This window comes from Streptomyces sp. NPDC043876 (genome assembly GCF_056435825.1).
On the sequence record NZ_JBWKDV010000002.1, the window covers coordinates 190240 to 212539 of the forward strand.

The window sequence follows — 22300 nt, forward strand, 5'->3', positions numbered from 1 at the left end:
GAGCATCGAAGGTATGGAGGAGCAGCCGCTCAGGATCCTGATCGCCTCAGCGCTGAGCCGGATCATCGCTCCCGTTCTAGAGCAGGAGATCCGCGGCGCTACTGTGCTGGCCGCGGTTGACGAAGCGGACATCCGACGGCTCGTGGCGCACCAGGTCCGGCACGACGTGGTCGTCATCGACCTGACCTGGAATGACTACCGGGTGGAGTACGACTTCGATGGCCTAGACGTGCTGGAGTTCCTCCGCGAGTGCGACCGAACCGCCCCAGTGATCTTCGCTGCCCAGGGGCACGGTGGCGAGCGGGAGCACCTTCAGGAGGCCCTACACCAGCCCGAGGTTGTGTGCGTGATACAGAAGGCCGATGGGACTGCCCACCTCATCAAGGCGGTTCATGCCGCCGCCTACCACCACCCACCACCGGCCAGCACCGCCGTGCAGAAACTCATCAGGTCCGATGAGTGGTCCATTGACCAGTACTTCAGCCGGCCACGGAGCGGAAGAACAGCTGCCCGGCTCGCTGGCGCCATCGGGGCAGGTCGAGCCAGTGATGCCGAGTCGCTGGCGGCGGCGACAGGGCTGGGGCTGAACACCGTCAACAAGCTGGTGAAGCACTTGGGGCCGCTCATCATCGCCCGAGGCGAGCACGATCCTGATCTACATATGAACGCGCAGGTGGTTTACCGATGGTGCGGCCAGCACTCCGGCTACATCCGGAGCTGGTGCCGACGGCACGGCCAAAAGGACGTGCTCGGGAAAGCCGCAGGCTAGAAGCTGGCCACTGCGGCTGGCGCGAGGCCTTGCAGGTGGGCCGGGATCTGTCAGAGGGCGTCACGCACAAGGTCAGCTGCATCGCGGCGCGCCCAACTCGTGCACCCACTTGGTCAGGAAGTTGGCTCGCTGAGCAGCTTCTGCCGTTGCGTTGAGGTCCGGGTGGCGCTCGAACAGCCCCGTCAGTGGCTCCCAGCCCTGCGCCCAGATCACCGAGACCTCCAGGTACTGGTACTGCCCGTAGCCGAAGCCTTCCGAGACGAAGTCGGCCTGCTGGTTGGCCCGCTCCCAGTACGGAAACGCTGACGTCCACCAGGCGACGAAGGGATCCTTCTCCGATGTCGGGGTAGCGGCCGACCACAGGACGTCGCCAGCCTTCGTCCTAGACCCTGGATTGGTGCGGTAGTAGTCGGTCACCTGGCCGTGATTGGTGGAGACCGAGCAGTAACGGTCTGGGTGGGCGCTCTCCTGGGCTGGCAGTTCGTGCTGAGCATTGACCAGGAACCCGGCCACGACCGCTACCAGGACGAGCAGCAGCAGGTCGGCCAGGCCGCGTCCGATGTGGCGGCGCGGTCTGCGGCCCCAGCGAGGCGGCGGCGATGCCTTCGGTGCTGATGCTGGCGGCGGCTTCGGTGGCGGCGTAGACCGTGGCGGGGCTGGACGTCGTGGAGGCGTCGGTCTCGGCGGTGGCGGCGGTGGAGCCGGTTCCACCACGGTTATGCAGACCGGCACCAGCACGATGAGGTCATCAACCACGAGTCGGAGCCGGTCTTGGCGGGGACCTAGCGCATCGTGCGCCGTCATCGGCCGGGCCCGCAGCCGTAGCGTCACCGCTGAGACGTCGCGATACGACTGCGGCTCGACCACCTGCCAGAAGTCTCCACGGTCCTTCAGCACCCAGGCGTAACGGATGGTCGATCCTTCGCTAAAGCAGACGGTCACGACCTGGTCCGGCGGTATCTCGCCAGCGGCAACAGGCCCGAAGTCCACCACCTGTGGATTGAGCACGACGACCCGTGGTGGTGGAGGTGGCGGAGGCTCTCGACGCGGCTGACTCTTCGGCTTGGCGGTTCGGCCGGCGTTGTACTCGGCACGGGTAGCAGGGTCGCTCAGTACCGCCCAGGCCATGTTGATCCGCACCATGTCTTCGTGGGCACGGGCCGCGTCAGCTTTGGGGCGACGGTCCGGGTGAGCGTGACGTACACAGGCGCGGTGTGCTCGGCGGATGGCGGCGAGGTTGGCGTCCAGCTTCACGCCCAGCACCGCGTAGACGTCATATTCCGGAAGCTTCATGACCGCCGCCCCAGAACGAGGGCCACGATCCGTCTGCGTGCTAGCGCCGGGCTAACGGCCGCGCTGAACCACCCCACGGAAGACCGGTTGCCGCTGGTACGGCCTGACACCCGCTGACCTGCGAGAACGGTACGGCGCGACATTATTCGTCACCGTCCGACTCGTCATCCATCGGACTCTTAATCAGCGGGTCCGGGGTTCGAGTCCCTGGCGGCGCACCTCTGCTTCGGGCGGTTTCCGGTTCACCGGGAAGCGCCCGAAGTGCGTTCCGCGCCCGCGCTCACCGGTTCACAGCGTGAGCGAGAGCAGCAGGGGCGCCGCCTTCCGGTTCAGCGCGTCCGCGGCGGCCCGCAGCCGGTGCGCGTGCTCCACCGGCATCGACAGCGCCAGGCAGCCCACGGCCGCGCCCGCGGTGATCGGCACCGCCGCGCACACCGTGCCCACCGCGTATTCCTGCAGGTCCAGCACGGGCACCGTGGCCGGCTGGCTGTCCAGCTTCGAGAACAGGATCCGCTCGTTGGTGATCGTCTTCGACGTCAGCCGGGCGATCTTGTGGCGCGAAAGGTGGTCGCGGCGGCCGTTCTGGTCGAGCTGCGTCAGCAGGCACTTGCCGACCGCGCTGGCGTGCGCGGCGGACCGGAAGTCGACCCACTCGTGCACCTTCGGGGTGCGGGGGCTGTCCGCGAACTGCGTGATCCTGACTTCCCCGTCCACGTACCGGCTGATGTAGACCGCCGCCCCCACCGAGTCGCGCAGGCGGTCCAGGGTCTCCTGGAGCTTGTCCTGCAAGGCCTGCTGCCGGTCGGTGCCGGAGCTCAGCAGGACGAGCGAGTCACCTATCGCGTAGGCGCCGTCGGACACCTGGAGGACGTAGCCCTCGCGGCGCAGCATGAGGAGCATGGGGGTGAGGTGGGCCGCGGGCAGCCCGGTCTCGCGGGCGATCTGGACGTCCGTCACACCCCCGGTGTGCCGGGCGATCGTTTCGAGTACGCGCAAGGCGTACTGCACCGAGTGGAACGGCGCGGTCGGCTCGGGCTTCAGCGCCACGGTTTCCCCCTAGCAGGTTGTTACCGCTTGCTCTCACACGATAGCCACGAAGAGGAGCACGCGGAGCAGCTGTTGAAGAACTTGATGGCTCAATTACGCCCTCGGTCAGGGGCTACCCGCTTGGCATGTGCCTGGGTCATGCACCGTGCCCCGGTGTGCCGGGAATGCCCCGGGCGCGGCCGCTGTTCGATCCCTTCGTACGCCGCCGTCACGAACGGGTCACGACGGTGGGCGCGCACACAGTGGGCGGCCGGACAGGGCCGCCGAGGGACGACAGAGGAGCGAAGATGGCTGACACGGGGGACCTGCGGGGCGCGGTGGACGCCGGGGGCGCGGCGGACGCGGTCCGCGGAACCGTCCGGGGCTCGGCGCCGGTGCCGCTGTCCGTATTGGACCTGGTCACCGTCGGCGCGGGCAGCACGGCCCACGCCTCCCTGCGCACCAGCGTGGAGATCGCCCGGCTGGCCGAGGCGCGCGGCTACCACCGCCACTGGGTGGCCGAACACCACTCCATGCCCGGGGTCGCCAGCTCCTCCCCGGCCGTGATCCTGGCCCACCTGGCCGCGCACACCTCCCGGATCCGGCTCGGCTCCGGCGGGGTCATGCTGCCCAACCACGCCCCGCTCGCCATCGCCGAGCAGTTCGGCACGCTGGAGGCGCTCGCGCCGGGGCGGATCGACCTGGGCCTCGGCCGCGCGCCCGGCACCGACGGGCGCACCGCCACCGCGCTGCGCGGCGGTGGCCGGCTCGACGAGGGCGCCGAGGACTTCCCGCGCCAGCTCGCGGAGCTGACCCGCTTCCTCGACGACGACTTCCCCGACGGCCACCCCTACGCCCGCGTGCACGCCGTGCCCGGACCGGTGCAGGGGCCGGCCGCGCGGCCGCCGCTGTGGCTGCTCGGTTCCTCCGGCTTCAGCGCGAACCTCGCCGGACAGCTCGGCCTGCCCTTCGCCTACGCCCACCACTTCTCGGCCGCGGGCACGATCCCCGCGCTGGAGCTGTACCGGCGCAGCTTCCGGCCCTCGGCGGTGCTGGCCGAGCCGTACGCGCTGATCGGGGTCTCCGCGCTCGCCGCCGAGACCGAGGAGGCGGCGCACGCGCAGGTGCTCACCGGGGCGCTGTCGATGCTGCGGCTGCGCAGCGGGCGGCCGGGGCTGGTGCCGACGCCGGAGGAGGCGGCGGCGTACTCCTTCAGCTCCCTGGAGCGGGAGTTCATCGACAGCTGGCTCGCGAACGTCGTGTACGGCACCCCCGACGCGGTGCGCGACGGGCTGGACGCGCTGGTGAAGCGGACGGGCGCGGACGAGCTGATGCTCACCGCGACCGGGCACAGCGGCGCCGCCCGGCTGCGCTCGTACGGGCTCGTCGCAGATGCGTACGGGCTGCCCGCGGAGGGCGCCGGACCTGCCTGAGTGCGCCCGGCGGGGGTTCGGCTGGTTTGTTGCCGAAACCTTGCGCGGAGGTGGCCTAAGGGGGCCTTAAACCGCTCGTCACCCGGGGTGGCGGGCGGTTTCTGCTGTGCGGTCAGGGCTCTGACAAGGGTGTTTACCGTTCAAGTGGTCTAGTCCTTGTTTGGTCCAAACCATTGACGCGGAGTCGGGGTGATCGCTATCACTTCACCTACCCGCAACGTTCTGCCCTCCCCCCGCCTCCGGAGGCCCCCCATGCACATCCGTAAACCCCTCATCGCGGCGGCCACCACGGCCGCCCTCGCCGCCGGGGTGCTCGCCACCTTCGCCGGCCTCGGCACCGCGCAAGCCGCGGACGCCACGACCGCCGCCACGGCGGCCGGCGGCGTCCGGATCGCCTACTACGACCAGTGGAGCGTGTACGGGAACGCCTTCTATCCGAAGCAGCTCGACACCCGGGGCATCGCGGGCAAGCTGGACGTCCTGAACTACTCGTTCGGCAACATCCACCCCACGAACCTCACCTGTTTCGAGGCCAACAAGGCGGCGGGCGACGACAACAACGCCAGTGCCGGTGACGGCGCCGGGGACTCCTACGCCGACTACCAGAAGTCCTTCAGCGCCGCCGACAGCGTCAGTGGCGTCGCGGACAAGTGGGACCAGCCCATCGTGGGCGTGATGAACCAGTTCAAGCAGCTGAAGGCGAAGTACCCGCACCTCAAGATCAACATATCGATCGGCGGCTGGACCTACTCCAAGTACTTCCACGACGCGGCGCTCACCGATGCGAGCCGGAAGAAGTTCGTCTCCTCCTGCATCGACCAGTACATCAAGGGCAACCTGCCGGTCGAAGGCGGCTACGGCGGCGCGGGCAGCGCGGCCGGGATCTTCGACGGCATCGACATCGACTGGGAGTACCCCGGCTCCACCGGCGGCCACCTGGGCAACCACACCGGCCCCGAGGACAAGGCCAACTACACGCTCCTGCTCAAGGAGTTCCGTACCCAGCTCGACGCCTACGGCGCGGCCAACGGCGGCAAGAAGTACCTGCTGACCTCGGCCCTCCCGGCGGGCCAGGACAAGATCAAGTACATCGAGACGGACAAGATCGGCGCGTACCTCGACTACGCGAACATCATGACCTACGACATGCACGGCGCCTGGGACGGCGACGGGCCCACCTACCACCAGTCCCCGCTGCTGAACTCGGCCGCCGACCCGACCGACCCGATCGCGCCCGGCACCCAGAAGTACGGCATCAAGAACGCCATCGACTCCTGGATCGACGGCAACGCGGCCTACGGCATCGCGGGCGGCTTCCCCGCCAACAAGCTGACCCTGGGCTACGAGTTCTACTACCGCGGCTGGAAGGGCGTCCCGGCCGGTACCACCAACGGCCTCGCCCAGAGCGCGACCGGCCCCTCGGCCGCCCGGCCCACCAGCCAGCAGGCGGGCATCGCCAACTACAAGGAACTGGGCGGGATCGTCGACAACCCGGCCACCACCTTCTGGGACGACCAGGCGAAGGCCTCGTACTTCTACAAGGACGGCGAGTTCTTCACCGGCCTGAACCAGAAGTCCATCCAGGCCCGGGTCGACTACGGCAAGCAGCGCGGCCTGGCCGGCGCGATGATGTACTCCCTGCTCGGCCTGGACGACAAGACCACCCTGCTGAACCAGATCTCGGACGCGCTGGGCGGTGCCACGCAGCCGCCGGTCACCACGCCGCCGACGACCACCCCGCCGACGACCACTCCGCCCACCACGACCCCGCCGACCACGACCCCGCCGACCACGCAGCCGCCGACCGGCTGCGGATCGCTCCCGGCGTACGTCGCGGGCACCGTCTACACCGCCGGCAACGAGGTCTCCCACAACGGCCGCAAGTACAAGGCCCAGTGGTGGACGCAGAACGAGACGCCGGGCACCACCGGTGAATGGGGTGTCTGGAAGGACCTCGGCGCCTGCTGATCTCCCCCCACCCCGCGCCGAGCGACACCTGCGCCCCGCCCCTCTCTCCCGGGGCGGGGCGCAGGCGTGTCACCTCTGCGGGACGTCGAAGACCCCGACCGTCAGAGCCAGCCCTGCTGCGCCGCTTTGAGGCCGGCCTCGAAGCGGCTCGTCGCGTGGAGGCGTTCCATCAGGGCGGACATCTGGCGCCGCACGGTGCGCAGGGACACCCCGAGGCGCTTGGCGGCGGCCTCGTCGGTCATGCCCGAGGCCAGGAGCTTCAGCAGTTCGAGTTCGGTCGCGGTGGGCCGGGTGTCGCTGGGGCGGGGCCGGTCCGCGCCGAGCGGTACGGCCGCGTCCCACGTCTGCTCGAACAGGGTGGCCAGGGAGGCCACGATCCCGGGCGCGCTGGTGCACAGGGCGCCCAGCCGGGAGCGGTCCGGGTCGATGGGGACGACCGCCACCGAGCGGTCGAATATCAGCAGGCGCGGCGGCAGGAGCGGACTCGTCCGCACCTGGCCGCCCTGTTCGGTCAGCCACCGCGCGTAGGCCAGCGTCGTCGGATCGTTGCGGGCACTGTCCTGGTAGACCGAGCGCATCTCGATGCCGCGGTCCAGCGCGCGCCGGTCCAGCGGCCGGGAGGCCTCCAGGCTCGCTTCCGACAGGGCGCCGCCCGGCAGGATGGCCAGGCACTCCCGGGTCAGGCCGTGGGCGAGCTGCTCCAGGCGGCCCTGGATGGCGTCCATCCCCACGAGCCGTTCCGCGCCGTCTACCTCGGTGTTGGGGCTGAGCCCGGCGAACTCGGAGACCACCTGCGCCGCGGCCGCCTTGCTGCGGGCCAGCTCCTGCTGCTGCCTGGCCAGCTCCTCCTCCTGGCGGCGCAGGAGCAGTTCCAGGCCCAGCTCGGGCCGCACCGCGCGCAGGCCGCCCGGGCAGTCCCGGGACGGTCTGAGCAGGTCGAGGTCGACGAGCCGGTCCAGGCCCTCGCGGACCGCGGCCTCGGTCAGACCGAGGCGGCCGCTGAGCTCGGCGATGCCTCCCGACGGGTCGGCCAGCATGCCCCGGTACACGGCTTCCACGTCGGCTCCGAGCCCCAGCGTGTGCAGCATCTCCCAGCCCCCCGGCTCTAGTTGGGCCGCCCCCGGCGAGCGTCGCCCCCGCGATCGTAGGCGAAGTCTGTCACCAAGGTGCCAGGCCTGTTGGTGCCAGCCGGAACCTCTTCTTCGCAGGTCCCGCGGACAGCAACATGGTGTTCACCGGGACGGCGGGGAGAAACTCCCCGACTCAGGCCAGAGCCGCAAGGACGATCCGGACCAGCGCGCAGCACACCGCACCGAACGCCACGCTTCCACGCCCGTGACCTGGGGGAAACCATGTCCCGCACCGCCCGCTTCGCCGCTGTCGCCGCCGTCCTCACCGCCCTGTGCGCCGGTACGGTCACCACCGCCTCGGTGGCCGCCGCCGAGGACCGCACCGTCAGCGCCGCCGCCGACGGCAGCATCAACTGGGACACCGCCCCGGCATCCGTGGACGACAGCATCAACTGGGACACGGCGCCCGCGTCCGCCGACGACAGCATCAACTGGGATTGACCGCGATGCGCGTCGTACGGGCCTCGCTCTCGGGGCCACGTGCCGATCCGGACCCGGAGGGCGTGCTCGCCCTCGTCTCCGATCTGATCTGGGCCCACACGCCCGCCGCCCACGGACTCGAACACCTGCGGACCAGAGCCGCAGCCGACGGCGTGGACGTCTACCTCTTCCTGCGGGCCGCCTCCGAAGCCGCGGCCCTCACCCAGGCCCACGCCATCCTCGACGGCGCCCGCGCCCCGCTGGGCGCGCACGGCTACCGCCCCAGCGAGCCCCGCCGCGAACGTTCCCCAGGAGAACACAGTGACCGCCACCCTCCGCCAGGCCGCCCGTAAGAGCGCGGGAGCCGCCCTCTCGACCGCCCTCGGCGCCTGCCTGCTGACCGCCGCGGCCGTCGTCGCCGCCCCGGCCGCCGAGGCCGCGACCACGTGCGGCGGGACCGCCTCGATCTACGGCGTCCTGCCCGACGGCCGCCTGACCTTCAGCACCATCACCCCGGCCACCGGCGCGCTGAAGAAGGTGCGGGTCGGAGCGGACCTGGGGTTCGAGCCCCGGGCGATGGCCACCCTCGACTTCAACACCGTCCTGGTGACCTCGACGACGGGCGCGCTCTACCGCCTCGACGTCCTCACCAACAACGAGTCCCTCGTGCTGGAACGCCCGCCCGTCAAGATCTTCGACAGCGGCTGGACCCACGACAAGCTCACCTACGACGGACACGGCCACCTGTACGGCACGGCGGGCGGGGTCCTGCTCCAGTACCTGGTCTCCCAGCCCAAACCGACCGGCTCGGCGCACATCGGCCAGCGCAAGGAGATCGGCAGCGGCTTCGTCCTGAAGACCCTCACGGCCGCCGGGGACGACCGGCTGCTCGCCACCACGTCGGCCGGCGCGCTCTACTCCTACAAGATCAACGCCGATGGCACCTGGGACCGGGACGACCTCAAGCCGTCCGGCTGGTCCGGCTTCGACCAGGTCGTCTCACCCGGCGGCGGCCTCTACTACGGCCGGATCGAAACCACGGGCGCCCTGTACTGGTACAAGGACGCCGATCCGGCGGACGGTTCCGGAACCGACATCGCCTATCACAACGACACCCCCGTGAACACCGGCGGCTGGACGCAGCGGCTGCTCTCCGCCCAGCCGGGGACCTTCAGCTGCACCACCGCCGCGGACCCGCTCGACGGCCACGACATACCCGCCGTGAAGGCGGCCGGCCGCGACCTGATGAACCGGCACGACGGCGGCGCCTGGAACAGCACCACCCAGTGGAACTGCCTGGAGCAGCTCTGGGACAAGGAGAGCGGCTGGCGCTACTGGGCCGACAACCCGACCTCCACGGCGTACGGCATCCCCCAGGCCCTACCCGGGTCGAAGATGGACGCCTTCGGCGACGACTGGCGCACCAACCCGCTTACCCAGATCAAGTGGGGCCTGTCCTACATCGACGGCCAGTACGGCACGCCCTGCGGCGCCTGGACCCACTTCGTGAACAACAACTGGTACTGAGCGGCCCCGAGCCGCGCCGCTCGCCCGCTCGCCCGCTCGCCAGTTCCCCCCTTCCCTCACCTCCCGGCCCGACGCGCGTACGTCAGGGCTGCCCGGAACCTGGAGACACCCATGTCCTCGTCGTCCCTCAAGCGCCGCCTCGCCGCCACCCTGGCCGTCTCTGCCACCACCCTCGGCATGATCACCCTCGCCTCGGCGCCCGCCCAGGCCGCCGCCATCTGCGGCGGCAACGTGTCGGTCTACGGCACCCTCCCCGACGGCCGCCTCACCTACACGGCGATAGCCCCCAACACCGGCGACCGCGTCAAGACCCTGGTCGGCGCGAACCTCGGCTTCACGCCCAAGGCGATGGCCACCCTCAACTTCAACACCGTCCTGGTGACCTCGACGGCCGGCGAGCTGTACCGCGTCGACATCCAGACCAACGACAGCGCCCTGTCCCTGGCCGGTGTCACCAAGATCTGGGACAGCGGCTGGACCTTCGACAAGCTGACCTACGACGGCGCCGGCCACCTCTACGGCACGGTCGGCGGCGAGCTCCACCGCTACAACGTCTCCCAGGCCAAGCCCGCCGGGCCCGCCCACATCGCCAAGCACGCCGTGATCGACACCGGCTTCGTCCTGAAGACGCTCGCCGCCGCCGGCGACGACGTCCTCATCGCCACCACCGCCGACGGCCGCCTGCTGTCGTACCAGATCAACGGCGTCGGGGACTGGGAGAGTTCCGAGCTCAAGAGCTCCGGCTGGTCGGCGGTCGACAACCTCGTCTCGCCCGGCGGCGGCCTCTACTACGGCCGTACGAACGGCGGGATGTACTGGTACCACGATGCCGACCCCACCGACGGCAAGGGCGACGACATCGCCTACCACCCCGCCGACCCGGTCGACGCGAGCGGCTGGACCCAGAGCCTGCTCTCCGCCTTCGCCAACGACTGCACCTACCAGCCGCCGGCGCCCCCCACGCCCACCCCCTCCACCAGGGGCGGCCAGATCGCCCGCAGCGAGATCATGAGCCGCGCCGCGAACTGGCTGAGCCGCGACATCGCCTACAACCAGGGCGCGTACGCCTCCGACCCGGACGGCGACCACACCTACCGCACCGACTGCTCCGGCTTCGTCTCCATGGTCTGGCACGCCGGTACCAGCTACACGACCCAGAGTCTGCCGACCACCACCGCCACCATCTCCAAGTCCGACCTCCAGCCCGGTGACGCGCTGAACACCCTGGACGGGCACGTGGTGCTCTTCGAGAAGTGGGTCGACAAGGCCGCGGGCAAGTTCTCGTACATCCACGAGGCCAACACCAACGACGACATGATGCGCGGCCAGGACTACCTGAACGGCGGCAGCGACGGCCGCATCGCCGGCCACGCCGCCTCGGGCTACGTCGCCCTGCGCTACGACCACGTCGTCAACGGATAACCCCCGCACGCGCAAAGGCCGGACCGCCCCCACCGGGCGGTCCGGCCTTCACTTGTGGGTGGAGCCGCAGGTCACACCTGGTACTGGCCGACCGTCACGAAGTACCGCAGCTCCTCCGGGGTGCCGTTGTCCAGCAGCTTCCCGGCCGCCGCGCGCAGTGAGTCGCTGATGCCGGGACGGGTCAGGATCCGGGCGACGGCGACCCGGTCGTCCTCGGCCCGGGCGAGCCGCAGGCCGGTCGCGAGGAACGCCGCCCGGTCGGCCGCGGTGCCGTTCAGGGCCTTCTGGGCCTCGCGCTTCACGGCCCTGCCGGAGGCCGGGTCGGCGAGGAGCCGGAGGATAGCCACGCGATTGTCGGTGTCCGAGTCCGCCTGCGCCGTCACGGAGGCGGCGGGCGCGGTGGCCGGACCGGCGGCGAAGGACGGGCTGGACAGCAGCAGGGCCGGAGCCAGCGCCGCCGATGCGATGATGAGCGCGGCACGGGTCGTGTTCATGTTTCCCCCCAAGGTCGGAAGTCCCGCCGCCGTCGCCGGCGGCGGGAAGATCGATCCAACCTAACGGCCGCCCGCAGGTCACCGGTCGCTTTCCGGCCAGTGGCCCCGGACCCGGGAAGTGCCCTGGTCAGCGGCGCTCACCCGGCGAGGTCCTCCGGACGGCTCCTGATCATTTCGGCGATCCGTTCCGGGGCGACCGCGCGGGAGTACAGCCAGCCCTGGCCGGTGTCGCAGCCGACGCGGCGCAGGCGGGCCGCCTGGTCCGTGGTCTCCACGCACTCCGCGGTCACCGTCAGGCCCAGCCGGTGGGCGAGCTGGACCAGGGCCTCGACGATGGTCTCGTCGGCCGGGTTCGGGTGCGTGCCCTCCTCGTAGCGGAAGCCGCGCACGAAGGAGCCGTCGAGCTTCAGCACCGAGACCGGCAGCCGGCTGAGGTAGGCGAGGTTCGAGTACCCCGTGCCGAAGTCGTCGATGGCGATCCGCACGCCCATGTCGCTCAGCGCCTGGAGGGCCTGGAGCGGCCGGCCCGCCGAGCCCATCACCGCCGACTCCGTCAGCTCCAGCTGGAGCAGCTGCGGCGCCAGGCCCGTCTCGGCCAGGATCTCCGCGACGTCGCCGACCAGGTCGGAGTCCCACACCTGGCGCACGGCCACGTTGACCGACACGAAGACGGGTGCGTCGCTGGGCTGCTCGATCTGCCAGCGCCGGGCCTGCCGACAGGCCGTCCGCAGGACCCACTGCCCCAACTGGACGATGGATCCGTCCTCTTCCGCAATTCCGATGAACCGATTCGGCGTGAGCGTGCCGAACTGCGGGTGGTTCCAGCGCACCAGCGCCTCGACGCCCCGCACCACCCCGCTCTCCAGGTCCACCAGCGGCTGGTACTCCAGCACGAACTCGTCCCGCTCCACCGCCGGCCGCAGCGTCGAGGACAGCGCCTGGCGGGTCATCCGGTGGGCGTTGCGCTCCGGGTCGAAGAGGGTCCAGCGGGCCTTGCCGTCCTCCTTGGCCCAGTACAGCGTGGTGTCCGCGGCCTGCATGAGGGCCGTCGCCGAGGTGCCGGCCGTCACCCGTTCCACCACGCCGATGGACGCCGACACCGACAGCCGCTGTCCGGCCAGGTCGAAGGGCTCCTGTACGGCGGCCAGCGCGGAGCGGGCCAGGTCCGCGAGCTGCTCGGTGCCGGTGGAGTCCTCCACGAGCAGGGCGAACTCGTCGCCGCCGAGCCGCGCGACCAGGTGGCCGCCCGTACGCCCGTACCCGGACTGGTCCGCGCACTGGGTGAGCCGGGCCGCGACGGCGGCCAGCAGCCGGTCGCCGACCCGGTGGCCCAGGGTGTCGTTGACCGCCTTGAACCCGTCGAGGTCGAGGTAGCACAGCCCGATCCGGCCGGTCCCGCCCCGCTCGTAGGGCGGGCTCTCCAGGGCGGCCGACAACCGCTCGAAGAACAGCGCCCGGTTGGGCAGCCGGGTGACCGGGTCGTGCATCTGGAGGTGCCGCAGCCGGGCCTGCAGGTCGCGCCGGTCGCTGATGTCAGTGACCGACAGCAGGACGTCACCGGTCCCGGGCACCGGCCCCAGCGTGATCTCGGTCCACAGCGAGTGGCCGTCGGGGTGTTTGAGCCGGCGGGTACAGCGCAGCCGCGCCTGTCGGCCGCGCAGCACCTCGCGGTAGGCCTGCCAGGTGCGGGGATCGGCGGTCAGGTCCACCAGGTCGGCCGCGCGCTGCCCGCCGAGGGCGTGCGGCTCGGTGCCGAGCAGGGCGGCGAGGGCCGCGTTGGCGGCCACGACACAGCCGTCCCGGTCGACGACGGCCATCGCGAGGTGGGCCGCCTCGAAGGCGGCCCGGTAGTCCCGCCGTTCGGACGCGGACTCGGGCGCATACGCAGACGCGGACCGATCGGCCCGGCTCCGGTCGCCCGCGATCACGTCCGCGGCGGACCGGTCCGGGGCGGGTCGCTCCGCCGTCGTCCGGGCCGCCGCCGTGCGGACCGCCGTGGCCCTGCCGCCGCCGCCCGAGGGCGCGGCCGCCGCCGCCGGAACGGCCGCGTGACGCTCCGTAGTGGCCGGGCGGATGCTGTCGGCCGCCGAACCGGTTCCTTCTGAGGTTCCGCTCACCGTTCGCTCCCGCAGTGCTCGTGGTGTCCGTGCAGGAAAGTGTGCCGATCATAGAGGCTGGCGGGAGCCCCCATCCAGCGGCGTCGCCGTGCGGAGGCCTCCGGTTCGCCGTGCTGACGGTTCGTCGGCCCTCCAGCGTCCGATCGTTCTTGAGCGGCTGTGAGCATGCGGAGTCCGCACCTGACCTCGGCTGATCACTCGTGACGTTCTGTAGGCGCAGGTGAATATGCGCGTCCCGGGGCACCGTCACCGGGATGCCGGATCCCTCACTCGTGTGGGGCACCGGAACAGGACATTAGTAAGACAATCGCCGCAAGGTGAGTGGGATGTTACGAAATCCACCACCGGAGGTCGATGTGCCGCGACAGCAGACACCCGGGGGAGTGGAGCGCGACCGCGTGCGCAGTGCCGCGGCCGCCCTCACGTCCCTGGCGGCCATCGCCGCGATCTCGCTCGTCGCGGGTCCGGCGGTGGCCGATCCCGGGTCCGGGCCGTGCGCGCTCACCCGCACGCGGGCGCACCACTCGCTGGGCCTGGACACCTGGAACGGCGCCTACCCCAAGCCGGAACGTTCCCTCAATGCCCTGATGGTCTTCCTGTCCTTCCCGGATTCCCAGCCGCTCACCACCCCCGAGCAGCTGACAGGTGATTACTTCCCCGCCACCAGCGACTTCTTCGAGCGGGCCTCCTATGGCCGCTTCCGGCTGGTGCCGCACCCGCAGAGCCACTGGATGCGCATGCCGAAGCCGTCCACCGCCTACGGGATACAGCGTGACTGGGCCCCCGACGCGCGGGCGGCCTACCTGCGCGACGCGGTGGCCACCGCCGACCCCGCGGTCGACTTCGCCCGGTACGACATCGTGTACTTCATCGCCGACCCGGACGCGCCCGGGGTCGATTCCGATGCCACCAAGGTCGTCAACTTCGACCGGCCGCTGCGCGCCGACGGCACCGACCTGCGACGGATCGTCACGGTCTTCGAGAAGCACCCCCCGGACCGCAACGTGCTGGCGCACGAGACCGGGCACGTCTTCGACCTGCCCGACCTCTACCACCGGCCCACCGACGGCAAGGGGGACTGGGACACCTACGTCGGTGACTGGGACGTGATGGGCAGCCAGTTCGGCATGTCCCCGGACCTGTTCGCGTGGCACAAGTGGAAGCTGGGCTGGCTCGGCCCGGACCAGGTCGACTGCGTCCGCGGCGGCACCACGCTGCACACCCTCCAGCCGCTCGCCCAGGCCCCGCAGCGCGGCGGTTCGGTCGGCACCCGGCTCGCGGTGGTCCGTACGGGCCCCGGCAGCGCGATCGCCGTCGAGGCCCGGGGCTCGGCGGGCAACGACCGGGACACCTGCACCGAGGGCGTCCTGGTCTACCGGGTGCGCAACGAGCCCGCGTCCGGCGGCGGTCCGATCGAGGTGCTGGACGGCCACCCGGACACCGACGCCTGCTGGGGCCGCTCGGTGTACCCGCCGCTGGCGGACGCGCCGCTGGAGGTCGGCGAGACGTTCACCGTGCCGGGCGAGCGGATCACCATCGAGGTCGCCGACCGCACCCAGTCCGGTGCGTACACGGTGAAGATCACGAGCTAGCGGACGGGCCCGGACGGCGGCCGCGTCCCGCGCACACGAAGAAGGCCCCCACTCGCGTGGGGGCCTTCTTCCGTCTGTGCGCCGCCAGGGACTCGAACCCCGGACCCGCTGATTAAGAGTCAGCTGCTCTAACCAACTGAGCTAGCGGCGCGTGCTGACGTCGTAGACATTAGCATCCGGATCCGCCGAAGGAAAAATCGATACCCGCAGGTCCGGTGCGAGGGCGGGGGCGGGAGGGGTGGTGGGGGCGGCCGCGCCGCGGGCGGCCCGGACGCAGGCCCACAGCAGGGCCTCCGGTCCCGGCAGCCACGGCAGCCGGGTGTCCGGGGCCACCAGCCAGCGCGAGTGGCCGGGCGCGGCGCCGGGGGCGGGGGTCAGGGCCGGCACGGTCACGGCGTCGCCCCGGCCGTGGCAGAGCGGGGCCGGCAGCGGGCCCGCGGTGGCGCCGTGGGCCTCGCCCCACTCCTCCCAGTCCAGCAGGGCGGGCAGCCGCTGGGCGGTGCCGGGGGTCGCGAACAGCAGCATGCGGCCGCGGTGCACGGCCACCGGGCCCGAGCCCGGCCCCTCGGCCCACAGCAGGTCCAGCATCCGGCGCCCGAAGACCACGGGGACGCTGACCACGTCGAAGGCGGTCCCGCACGGCAGCACCGCGGGGGCGGTGGGCCGGTCCCGCCACAGCGTGAGGGTGCTGTGCGGGTAGGGCGCGGCGGAGGTGAGCCACGCGGCGCCCTGCGGGGTGACGTGGGTGGCGGGTCCGTGGGGGGCGGGGCAGCCAGTAGCCGTCGTCATCGTGGTCATGGGGAAGGTCTACCGGGCGTAGTGCGGTGCTTCCGCGGAGTTACGGAAATCCCGGACAGCGGGGGGTGGGCTGGGGTATCTTGCGCTGCGCATATGCCAGAACGGGTGTACGGGTGGGGCGGGGGTGCGCGGCACCCTGACCCTCAGTGGTCCTCCGCGCCGCCCCGCAGCAGACCCTCGCCGAAGTCGATCATCTTCGCGGCGTAGTCCTCGGACCACTGGGCGCGCTCGCCGATCGCCGCCGCCGTGAGCCGGTCGAACCGGCGCGGGTCCGCCAGCTGGGCGGCCGCCATGGCCTGGTACTCCACCGCGCGGTCCTGCGCCGCCCGGAAGGCGAGCGCGAGTTCGGTGGCGCGGGCCAGCAGCTCGCGCGGGTCCTCGATGGATTCGAGATCGAAGAAGTGCTCCGGGTCCGTGGCCGCTTCCGAGGGCTCGAAGAGCAGCGGCGCGGGCCGCAGCCTCCGCTCGGTGCGCTCGGGCTCTGCCATGCGTGTCCTCCTGCTTCGCGGACGAATTCCTTCCGGGCCACCGTCCATTGTCCAGCGCCGCGCAAGCCCGCCCCAAGGGGGCCCGGCCGCCTGGAACGCGCGTACGAACCCCGGTGCGCCCGCGGCGCCCTCCCCCCCTACGGCCGCCAGGTCACCCGGTGTTCCGCGAGGTGGGCCAGGACCGAGTGGTTGGCTTCCCATCCGTCCGGGAACTTCATGGTCACGCCCAGCTGGACCGGTTCCGTCGAGGGGTGGTCGTCCAGGAGCGTCGCTATGCCCGCGCGGGCCACGACCACGCAGGCGTGCCGGTGGCGGGATGCCAGGACGCACAGGCGGCCCGTCTCCAGGTGGAACGCCGTCGCGTCCGGGCGGCCGGACAGGGGGTGCAGGACCACCGTGAGGTCGTACTCGCGCCCCTGGAGCCGGTTCGCGGTGTCGACCGTGACGCCCGTGACGCCCAGCCCGGCCAGGGCGGCGCGGACCGCCGCGGCCTGGTCGCGGTGGGCCGTGCCGACCGCGATCCGGTCCGCGGTCAGCGGAGCGGGGCCGCCGTGCTCGTCGGAGGTCACCGCGCCGCGGTCCAGCGCCCGCCGGACCACCAGGGCCACCGCGCCCACCGCCTCCGGGTCGGTGCGCGGCGTGTGCCGGGCGGGCAGCTCCAGCAGGCCCCACCCCGCCTCGGCCGCCTCGTCGAGCACCCGGTCGGGGCCGGACCCGTCCGAGGGCACCCCGTAGGCGAGCCGCCGCTCGCCCGGGCCCGTACCGCTGCGAAACCGGGCGTACGGGTAGAAGGCGCGCGAGACCAGCGGCGCGGCCGACGCCGGGAGCCGCCAGGACACCGGCAGCCGGTGCTGCGGCAGCTGCGGATTGTGGGCCAGCAGCGTGGAGACCGCCGAGGCGGACGGGTCGTAGGACAGCCCGGCCCACTGCTCGGCGCCGACCACGCTGAACGGGTCCAGCTGACCGGGATCGCCCACGAACAGCGCCCGTTCGAACAGCCCCGCCACGGCGAGCAGCGCGTCGGAGCGCATCTGGTACGCCTCGTCCACGATCGCGTGCTCCCACGGCTCCACGCCCTGCGTGTGCGCCCACTTCGCCGCCGTGGAGATGACGACCGGGAGTTCGGCCAGGTCACCCGCCTTCGCGGCCAGGGTGACCGACGGCAGCTCCAGCAGCGCCGGATCGTAGGCGTCGCCCTCACTGCTGTGCAGCCGCCCCACCCGCAGCTCCGGGTCCTTCTCGGCCAGCCGCAGCACCAGGTCGTCCACCTGCGCGTTCGTCTGCGCCACGATCATCATCCGGCGCCCGGCGGCGGCCAGCTCCCGGGCGGCCCGCACCACCAGCGTGGACTTCCCGGCCCCGGGCGGGGAGTCGACGACCACGCCCCGCTCGGTGCCGTGCAGCGTGTCGCGCAGGATCGCCTCGGTGGCCCGCGCGGCGGCGGCTCCCGGGTCGGATCCGGAGTCGGGCGCGGGCCGGTTCTCGGTCACAGGATGTCCTCGTCGGTCACGGCGTCGGGCCGCGGCGTGCTCGCGGGGCCCGCGGATCCTGGCGGTCCGCCGTGCGTCCACGGCGTGTTCTCCGGGTCGGGCAGCTTCGGCCCGCCCCGCGCGTCGTGCTCGAAGAGCGTCCAGCACACCCGGTCGCCCTTGCCCGGCACCGAGCCCGCGTCCGGCTCCCGGCCGCGGCCCATCTTGTCCAGCAGCCGCAGGACCAGCAGACCGTCCTCCCTGGGCCCGGCGTAGCCGACGAACTCGGCCGACTGCGGCCGGCCGTCCAGCGCGCGGTACACCTTCACCCGGCCGCCGTCCTCGGGCAGCTGCGGCCGGTCCTCCGTCGCCACCGTCACCAGGGGGCGGGGGCTGGGCCGCTTGGACTCGGTCCACTCCATGACCACTTCGGTGACCTCGCCCGCGAAGGCCTCGCCCGCGAGCCGCCGCCCCGCCATCACCAGCGGGTCGTCCAGCGCCTCCTGGGCGTCGAGGCGGACCTGCTCGGTCTCCCGGGTGGCCAGCTTCTGCGCCGCCGTCACCGCGTCGTCCCGGCGCGGCTGCGGCGGTTCGCCCGCCCGGACCCGGTCCCGGTGCCCGGTGTACGACCAGCGGTCCCGGGTCCAGCGCTGGTAGACGTACGCCCCCTCCGGCAGCGCGCGCAGCAGGTCCAGGGCCCGCCACACCGCGTCCCAGGTCGGCCGCAGCTGCGTCCGGACCAGCCGGCGCACCTCGCCCGCGGCGCGCTCCACCGCCTCCTCGCTGCGCGGGTCGGCGCCGCGGGCCGCGTCGAAGCGGGACATCGCGGGGGCCAGCAGCCGGTTGTCGAAGGCCGGGTCGGTGGCGGGCCCCGCCGGGGGGACGAGCAGCTGCCCGTCCCGGTCGCGGCCCAGCTCGGCGCGCAGCGCCGCCTCGGCGCCGCTCGCGCCCTGCGGCGGGTCCAGCCAGGCCAGCAGCGCGCCCAGGTGCTGGTCCTCCAGCTGGGACTGGCCGCTCGCCCAGTGCCGGGCCAGCAGTTCCGTCGCGGACAGCAGCATCGAGGAACCGGGCACCCGGGCGCGCTCGCCGAGGTGCGTGAACCAGCGGCCCAGCAGCGGCACCCGCGGCGGCGCCGGGTGCGGCGCGTCCGGATCCTCCTCCGCCGTCCGGCGGAACCGCATCGACCGCCCCAGCAGCCGCACGTACTCCACGCCGGCCCGGCTCGGCACGATCAGCTGCGGCGCGTCCGCGCACAGCTCGGTGGCCACCTTGACCTTCTTGCCGCTCTCCGGGTCGGTCTCGGTCCGCTCGGCGGGCTCCACCACGTCCGCGTAGCCGTCGAGGTAGGGCAGCACCTCGTCCGCCAGCGCGGCCAGGAACGCCCAGCGCAGGTCCCGGTCGCGCGGCTGCGCGACGACCAGCAGCCGCGGCTCGGCCCGGTCCGTGCCCACCAGCGCGCCCAGCGGCGCCCCCGCCTCACCGGCGGTGGTCAGCGGGACGAAGACCAGCGGACGCGCGCCCAGGTGCCGGTGGCGGACGGTGGCCAGCGGCTGCGCGCGCCCCGCGCGGACCGCCTCCAGCCGGGCCAGGGTGCTCAGCAGGGGCATCCGAGGGCCTCCGGAAGGGGGTCCGTGGGGAGGGCGGCGGATTCCAGGGCCTCGGCGCGCAGCCGGGCCGCCCGGTGCAGGGCCGCGGCGGTCGGGTCGTCCTGGTTGCCCGCGCCGGCGGCGGCCGCCAGGGCCGCGCCGACCGTGGTCAGTGCGCCCAGCTCACCCCGCACGGAGCGGCCGAGCGAGGTCACGGCGTCGGCGGTGCGGGAGCGCTCGCGGCAGTGGAAGGCCAGCTCGCAGGAGGCCAGGCACTCCGGGGCGTAGGCGGCCTCGACGGCCTCGACCGCCTCGGTCAGTTCCCCGGCGGGCCGGGACGGGTCGAAGCTCAGCCCCTCGGGCAGGGCCGCGGCCAGCTCCTCGACTCGGGTGAGCCGGGCCAGCTGGCGCGCGGTCACCGAGCGCTGCTTGCGGATGTCGAGGACGGCCGCGGTGGGCAGGTTGGAGAAGTCCTTGGGGCAGACGAGCAGGGCGCGGTGTCCGACGGCCGCGCCCTCCACGACGGCGGCGATCCGCTCCAGGGCCAGGACGTAGACGGCGGACTGGCGGGCGGCGGCGCCCGCCTTCGCCGCGTCGGCCGTCCCGTCGATCATGGGGAAGGACTTGATCTCGACGACGGTCCAGCGGCCGTCCGGATGCACCACGACGGCGTCGGGTTCCAGATAGGCGGGGGACCCGGCGACCTCCAGCGCGAGCATCGGGTGGTCGAGCAGGGTCCAGGCGGCCGCCGCCGTGGCCTCGCGCAGGGCCAGCGCGGTCCGGGCGGCGCGGCCCTCGGGACCGGCGGCGGTCAGGTCGGGGACGCGGGTGCGCCCGGCCGGACCCGGCTCCGCCGCATCGGCCCCGGCGCCGAGGTGCTCGTACACCAGGCGCAGCAGCTCGGCGCCGCCGTCGCCCTTGACCTTGGCCTCGAAGGAGTTGCCGCGGATCATCGCGAACTGCGACTGCCCGAAGGCGGCCGGCGAGCCGAGCGCCGAGGCGAGGGCGGTCTTGTCCACCCCGGCGCCGTCCAGCAGGGCCCGTCTGCCGCAGCCGGGGTTGGCGGCCAGGGCCGCCAGCGCCCGGGCGTCGAGCGGGCGGGGCGGCACGGCGGGGCCGCGCAGATCAGCGAGCCGCTGCCGGAGCGTCGTCGTCTGCGGAAGGCCGCTGGGCGGGAAGGAGCTCACCCGCGGAAGTCTCCCATCCGCCACCGACAATCGGGGACGTACGGCGGAAACCGGCGCCGGGGACCGCCTCCGCGGGGGCCGGGGCGGCGGGCGTGGCGGCCGCGCGGCGTGCGGCGAGCCGGTCCAGTCCGCGCGCGATCAGCAGCCCGACGCCCATGACGCCCGCCCCGGCGGCCGCGTCCAGGAAGTAGTGGTTGGCGGTGCCCATCACCACGACGGTGGTCAGCAGCGGGTACGCCGCGCCCGCCGCCCGCAGCAGCGGGTGGCGCCCGTACCGCCACAGCAGCAGCCCGCACCACAGCGCCCAGCCGACGTGCAGGCTCGGCATCGCCGCGTACTGGTTGGTGAAGGAGCCGAGCCCGCGCGGCGCGCTGGCCTCCGCGCCCCACCAGCCGTACGCGCTGTACTGGGCCATGGTGTCGTTGAACCCGTGGGCCAGGTGGAGCAGGCGCGGCGGGCAGGTGGGCATCAGGGCGAAACCGACGAGCCCGAGCAGGGTCGAGGAGACCAGCCAGGTCCGGGCGGTGCGGTAGGCCCCGGGGCGCCGGTGGTAGATCCAGACCAGCACGGCGGGGGTGATCAGGTAGTGCAGCGAGGCGTAGACGAAGTCGGCGGGTACGCCGAGCCAGGCGTGGGCGGTGAAGAGCCGGTTCAGCGGGCTCTCGAAGTCCAGGGACAGGCCCCGCTCGAACCGGAGGATCGCGAGGCCGTGGTCGACGGCGAGCTGCACGTCGCCCCGGGCCAGGAGCCGGCCGCCCGAATAGGCGCCGTAGACGAGGCCCAGGAGCAGCAGTTCGGCCCACCATCGAGTGGGCCGTCGCCAATTAGTCATACGGTGTAAGACGCGGATGAGTGCCCGGAGGTTGCCCGGGCTGCGCGTGGTGGATGATGAGCTGAAGACAGAACCATATGATCCACGGCAAGCATGGCAATGCCCCGTGAACTCTGATGGACCGGGAGAAAAAGACATGGCCCCCCGCATCCTGCTGGCCCGGCACGGACAGACGGCGTGGTCGCTGTCCGGCAAGCACACGGGACGTACGGACATCCCGCTGCTGGACGAGGGGAAGCGGGGCGCGAAGCTGCTCGGCGAGCGCCTGGGCCGCGACCCCTGGGCGGGCTTGCCGGGCATCGAGGTCCGCACCAGCCCGCTGATCCGGGCCAGCGAGACCTGCGACATCGCCGGCTTCGGCCTCCAGGCGACGCCCTGGGACCTGCTCATGGAGTGGGACTACGGCGACTACGAGGGCATGACCCCGGCCGAGATCCACGCGATCCAGCCCGGCTGGCTCATCTGGCGCGACGGCGCGCGCGGCGGCGAATCGCTCGCCGACGTCTCCGCGCGCGCGGACGAGGTCGTGACCTGGGCCCGCTCGTCCGAGCGCGACGTGCTGGTCTTCGCGCACGGCCACATCCTGCGCGCCCTCGCCGCCCGCTGGCTCGGCCTGGACATCTCCTTCGGCGCCCGGATCAAGCTGGACCCGACCTCGCTGTCGGTCCTCGGCTGGGCCTACGGCTCCCCGGCGCTGGAACGCTGGAACGACACCGGGCACCTGGACACGTAGCCCCCGGGCGGGCGGG

General features: G+C 72.5%; 20 protein-coding genes and 1 tRNA gene. 9 read left to right on the forward strand and 12 right to left on the reverse strand.

Annotated features, from left to right (window positions below; genetic code table 11):
• Positions 1-13: 13 nt before the first annotated feature.
• Entirely contained in the window at positions 14-769 is a 756-nt protein-coding gene (locus AC0693_RS06040; RefSeq protein ID WP_478801089.1) for a response regulator transcription factor, read from the forward strand.
• Between the two features lie 72 nt (positions 770-841).
• On the opposite strand, the gene AC0693_RS06045 is transcribed toward AC0693_RS06040, so the two are convergent.
• Together AC0693_RS06045 and AC0693_RS06050 are read right to left on the reverse strand one after the other, a co-directional pair.
• Entirely contained in the window at positions 842-2062 is a 1221-nt protein-coding gene (locus tag AC0693_RS06045) for a J domain-containing protein (protein ID WP_478801090.1), read from the reverse strand.
• Between the two features lie 288 nt (positions 2063-2350).
• Positions 2351-3109, reverse strand: coding sequence for an IclR family transcriptional regulator (locus AC0693_RS06050; RefSeq protein ID WP_356404580.1), 759 nt, complete (start codon positions 3107-3109; stop codon positions 2351-2353).
• A gap of 287 nt (positions 3110-3396) precedes the next feature.
• Between AC0693_RS06050 and AC0693_RS06055 the strand changes: the two genes are divergently transcribed.
• Together AC0693_RS06055 and AC0693_RS06060 are read left to right on the forward strand one after the other, a co-directional pair.
• On the forward strand, positions 3397-4521 hold the full coding sequence (locus tag AC0693_RS06055; RefSeq protein WP_469317543.1) for an LLM class flavin-dependent oxidoreductase: 1125 nt from the start codon (positions 3397-3399) through the stop codon (positions 4519-4521).
• 252 nt (positions 4522-4773) lie between these two features.
• Positions 4774-6489 (forward strand): glycosyl hydrolase family 18 protein, encoded by a 1716-nt coding sequence (locus tag AC0693_RS06060; RefSeq protein WP_478801091.1) that lies wholly within the window; start codon positions 4774-4776, stop codon positions 6487-6489.
• 101 nt (positions 6490-6590) lie between these two features.
• Here the strand turns inward: AC0693_RS06060 and AC0693_RS06065 are convergent, their stop codons facing one another.
• Complete coding sequence (locus AC0693_RS06065; RefSeq protein WP_469317541.1) at positions 6591-7577, reverse strand: LuxR C-terminal-related transcriptional regulator; 987 nt, start codon at positions 7575-7577, stop codon at positions 6591-6593.
• A 264-nt stretch (positions 7578-7841) separates the two neighbouring features.
• On the opposite strand from AC0693_RS06065, the gene AC0693_RS06070 reads away from it, so the two are divergent.
• From AC0693_RS06070 to AC0693_RS06085, 4 genes are all read left to right on the forward strand, one after another.
• A complete protein-coding gene (locus AC0693_RS06070; RefSeq protein WP_478801092.1) occupies positions 7842-8060 on the forward strand; it encodes a hypothetical protein in 219 nt (72 codons plus the stop codon).
• A complete protein-coding gene (locus tag AC0693_RS06075) occupies positions 8057-8392 on the forward strand; it encodes a hypothetical protein (RefSeq protein ID WP_478801093.1) in 336 nt (111 codons plus the stop codon). The genes AC0693_RS06070 and AC0693_RS06075 overlap by 4 nt, the downstream gene beginning before the upstream one ends.
• Positions 8361-9566 carry an aggregation-promoting factor C-terminal-like domain-containing protein gene (locus tag AC0693_RS06080; RefSeq protein WP_478801094.1) on the forward strand — a complete coding sequence of 402 codons (1206 nt, stop codon included), beginning with the start codon at positions 8361-8363 and terminating at the stop codon, positions 9564-9566. Before AC0693_RS06075 ends, AC0693_RS06080 begins: the two co-directional genes overlap by 32 nt.
• A gap of 111 nt (positions 9567-9677) precedes the next feature.
• On the forward strand, positions 9678-10988 hold the full coding sequence (locus AC0693_RS06085; protein ID WP_469333359.1) for a tachylectin-related carbohydrate-binding protein: 1311 nt from the start codon (positions 9678-9680) through the stop codon (positions 10986-10988).
• A gap of 71 nt (positions 10989-11059) precedes the next feature.
• Here the strand turns inward: AC0693_RS06085 and AC0693_RS06090 are convergent, their stop codons facing one another.
• Both AC0693_RS06090 and AC0693_RS06095 read right to left on the reverse strand, forming a co-directional pair.
• Positions 11060-11482: an ALF repeat-containing protein gene (locus tag AC0693_RS06090; protein ID WP_478801095.1), complete on the reverse strand. Its 423-nt coding sequence runs from the start codon at positions 11480-11482 to the stop codon at positions 11060-11062.
• A 137-nt stretch (positions 11483-11619) separates the two neighbouring features.
• Positions 11620-13599: a putative bifunctional diguanylate cyclase/phosphodiesterase gene (locus AC0693_RS06095; protein ID WP_478801096.1), complete on the reverse strand. Its 1980-nt coding sequence runs from the start codon at positions 13597-13599 to the stop codon at positions 11620-11622.
• Positions 13600-13925: 326 nt separating this feature from the next.
• Here AC0693_RS06095 and AC0693_RS06100 point away from each other — a divergent pair, with 326 nt between their 5' ends.
• Complete coding sequence (locus AC0693_RS06100; RefSeq protein WP_469333360.1) at positions 13926-15191, forward strand: M6 family metalloprotease domain-containing protein; 1266 nt, start codon at positions 13926-13928, stop codon at positions 15189-15191.
• 77 nt (positions 15192-15268) lie between these two features.
• Here the strand turns inward: AC0693_RS06100 and AC0693_RS06105 are convergent.
• The 7 genes from AC0693_RS06105 to AC0693_RS06135 form a co-directional block, all read right to left on the reverse strand.
• Positions 15269-15342: transfer RNA gene (locus tag AC0693_RS06105), tRNA-Lys, on the reverse strand.
• Positions 15333-15989: a bifunctional DNA primase/polymerase gene (locus tag AC0693_RS06110; protein ID WP_356404600.1), complete on the reverse strand. Its 657-nt coding sequence runs from the start codon at positions 15987-15989 to the stop codon at positions 15333-15335. Before AC0693_RS06110 ends, AC0693_RS06105 begins: the two co-directional genes overlap by 10 nt.
• Before the next feature lie 143 nt (positions 15990-16132).
• Complete coding sequence (locus AC0693_RS06115; RefSeq protein ID WP_478801097.1) at positions 16133-16477, reverse strand: hypothetical protein; 345 nt, start codon at positions 16475-16477, stop codon at positions 16133-16135.
• Positions 16478-16614: 137 nt separating this feature from the next.
• Positions 16615-17967, reverse strand: coding sequence for an AAA domain-containing protein (locus tag AC0693_RS06120; RefSeq protein ID WP_478801098.1), 1353 nt, complete (start codon positions 17965-17967; stop codon positions 16615-16617).
• Positions 17964-19553 carry a hypothetical protein gene (locus AC0693_RS06125; protein ID WP_478801099.1) on the reverse strand — a complete coding sequence of 530 codons (1590 nt, stop codon included), beginning with the start codon at positions 19551-19553 and terminating at the stop codon, positions 17964-17966. Before AC0693_RS06125 ends, AC0693_RS06120 begins: the two co-directional genes overlap by 4 nt.
• Positions 19541-20719: a hypothetical protein gene (locus AC0693_RS06130; protein ID WP_478801100.1), complete on the reverse strand. Its 1179-nt coding sequence runs from the start codon at positions 20717-20719 to the stop codon at positions 19541-19543. Before AC0693_RS06130 ends, AC0693_RS06125 begins: the two co-directional genes overlap by 13 nt.
• On the reverse strand, positions 20658-21551 hold the full coding sequence (locus AC0693_RS06135; RefSeq protein ID WP_478801101.1) for a phosphatase PAP2 family protein: 894 nt from the start codon (positions 21549-21551) through the stop codon (positions 20658-20660). Before AC0693_RS06135 ends, AC0693_RS06130 begins: the two co-directional genes overlap by 62 nt.
• Before the next feature lie 136 nt (positions 21552-21687).
• Here AC0693_RS06135 and AC0693_RS06140 point away from each other — a divergent pair, with 136 nt between their 5' ends.
• Positions 21688-22284: a histidine phosphatase family protein gene (locus AC0693_RS06140; protein ID WP_356404611.1), complete on the forward strand. Its 597-nt coding sequence runs from the start codon at positions 21688-21690 to the stop codon at positions 22282-22284.
• Positions 22285-22300: the final 16 nt, after the last annotated feature.

Coding starts and splice junctions, on each gene's coding strand:
- AC0693_RS06040 (WP_478801089.1), top strand. CDS start 14: ATGGAGGAGCAGCCGCTCAGGATCCTGATCGCCTCAGCGCTGAGCCGG.
- AC0693_RS06045 (WP_478801090.1), bottom strand. CDS start 2,062: ATGAAGCTTCCGGAATATGACGTCTACGCGGTGCTGGGCGTGAAGCTG.
- AC0693_RS06055 (WP_469317543.1), top strand. CDS start 3,397: ATGGCTGACACGGGGGACCTGCGGGGCGCGGTGGACGCCGGGGGCGCG.
- AC0693_RS06060 (WP_478801091.1), top strand. CDS start 4,774: ATGCACATCCGTAAACCCCTCATCGCGGCGGCCACCACGGCCGCCCTC.
- AC0693_RS06065 (WP_469317541.1), bottom strand. CDS start 7,577: ATGCTGCACACGCTGGGGCTCGGAGCCGACGTGGAAGCCGTGTACCGG.
- AC0693_RS06070 (WP_478801092.1), top strand. CDS start 7,842: ATGTCCCGCACCGCCCGCTTCGCCGCTGTCGCCGCCGTCCTCACCGCC.
- AC0693_RS06085 (WP_469333359.1), top strand. CDS start 9,678: ATGTCCTCGTCGTCCCTCAAGCGCCGCCTCGCCGCCACCCTGGCCGTC.
- AC0693_RS06090 (WP_478801095.1), bottom strand. CDS start 11,482: ATGAACACGACCCGTGCCGCGCTCATCATCGCATCGGCGGCGCTGGCT.
- AC0693_RS06100 (WP_469333360.1), top strand. CDS start 13,926: ATGTTACGAAATCCACCACCGGAGGTCGATGTGCCGCGACAGCAGACA.
- AC0693_RS06110 (WP_356404600.1), bottom strand. CDS start 15,989: ATGACCACGATGACGACGGCTACTGGCTGCCCCGCCCCCCACGGACCC.
- AC0693_RS06115 (WP_478801097.1), bottom strand. CDS start 16,477: ATGGCAGAGCCCGAGCGCACCGAGCGGAGGCTGCGGCCCGCGCCGCTG.
- AC0693_RS06125 (WP_478801099.1), bottom strand. CDS start 19,553: ATGCCCCTGCTGAGCACCCTGGCCCGGCTGGAGGCGGTCCGCGCGGGG.
- AC0693_RS06135 (WP_478801101.1), bottom strand. CDS start 21,551: ATGACTAATTGGCGACGGCCCACTCGATGGTGGGCCGAACTGCTGCTC.
- AC0693_RS06140 (WP_356404611.1), top strand. CDS start 21,688: ATGGCCCCCCGCATCCTGCTGGCCCGGCACGGACAGACGGCGTGGTCG.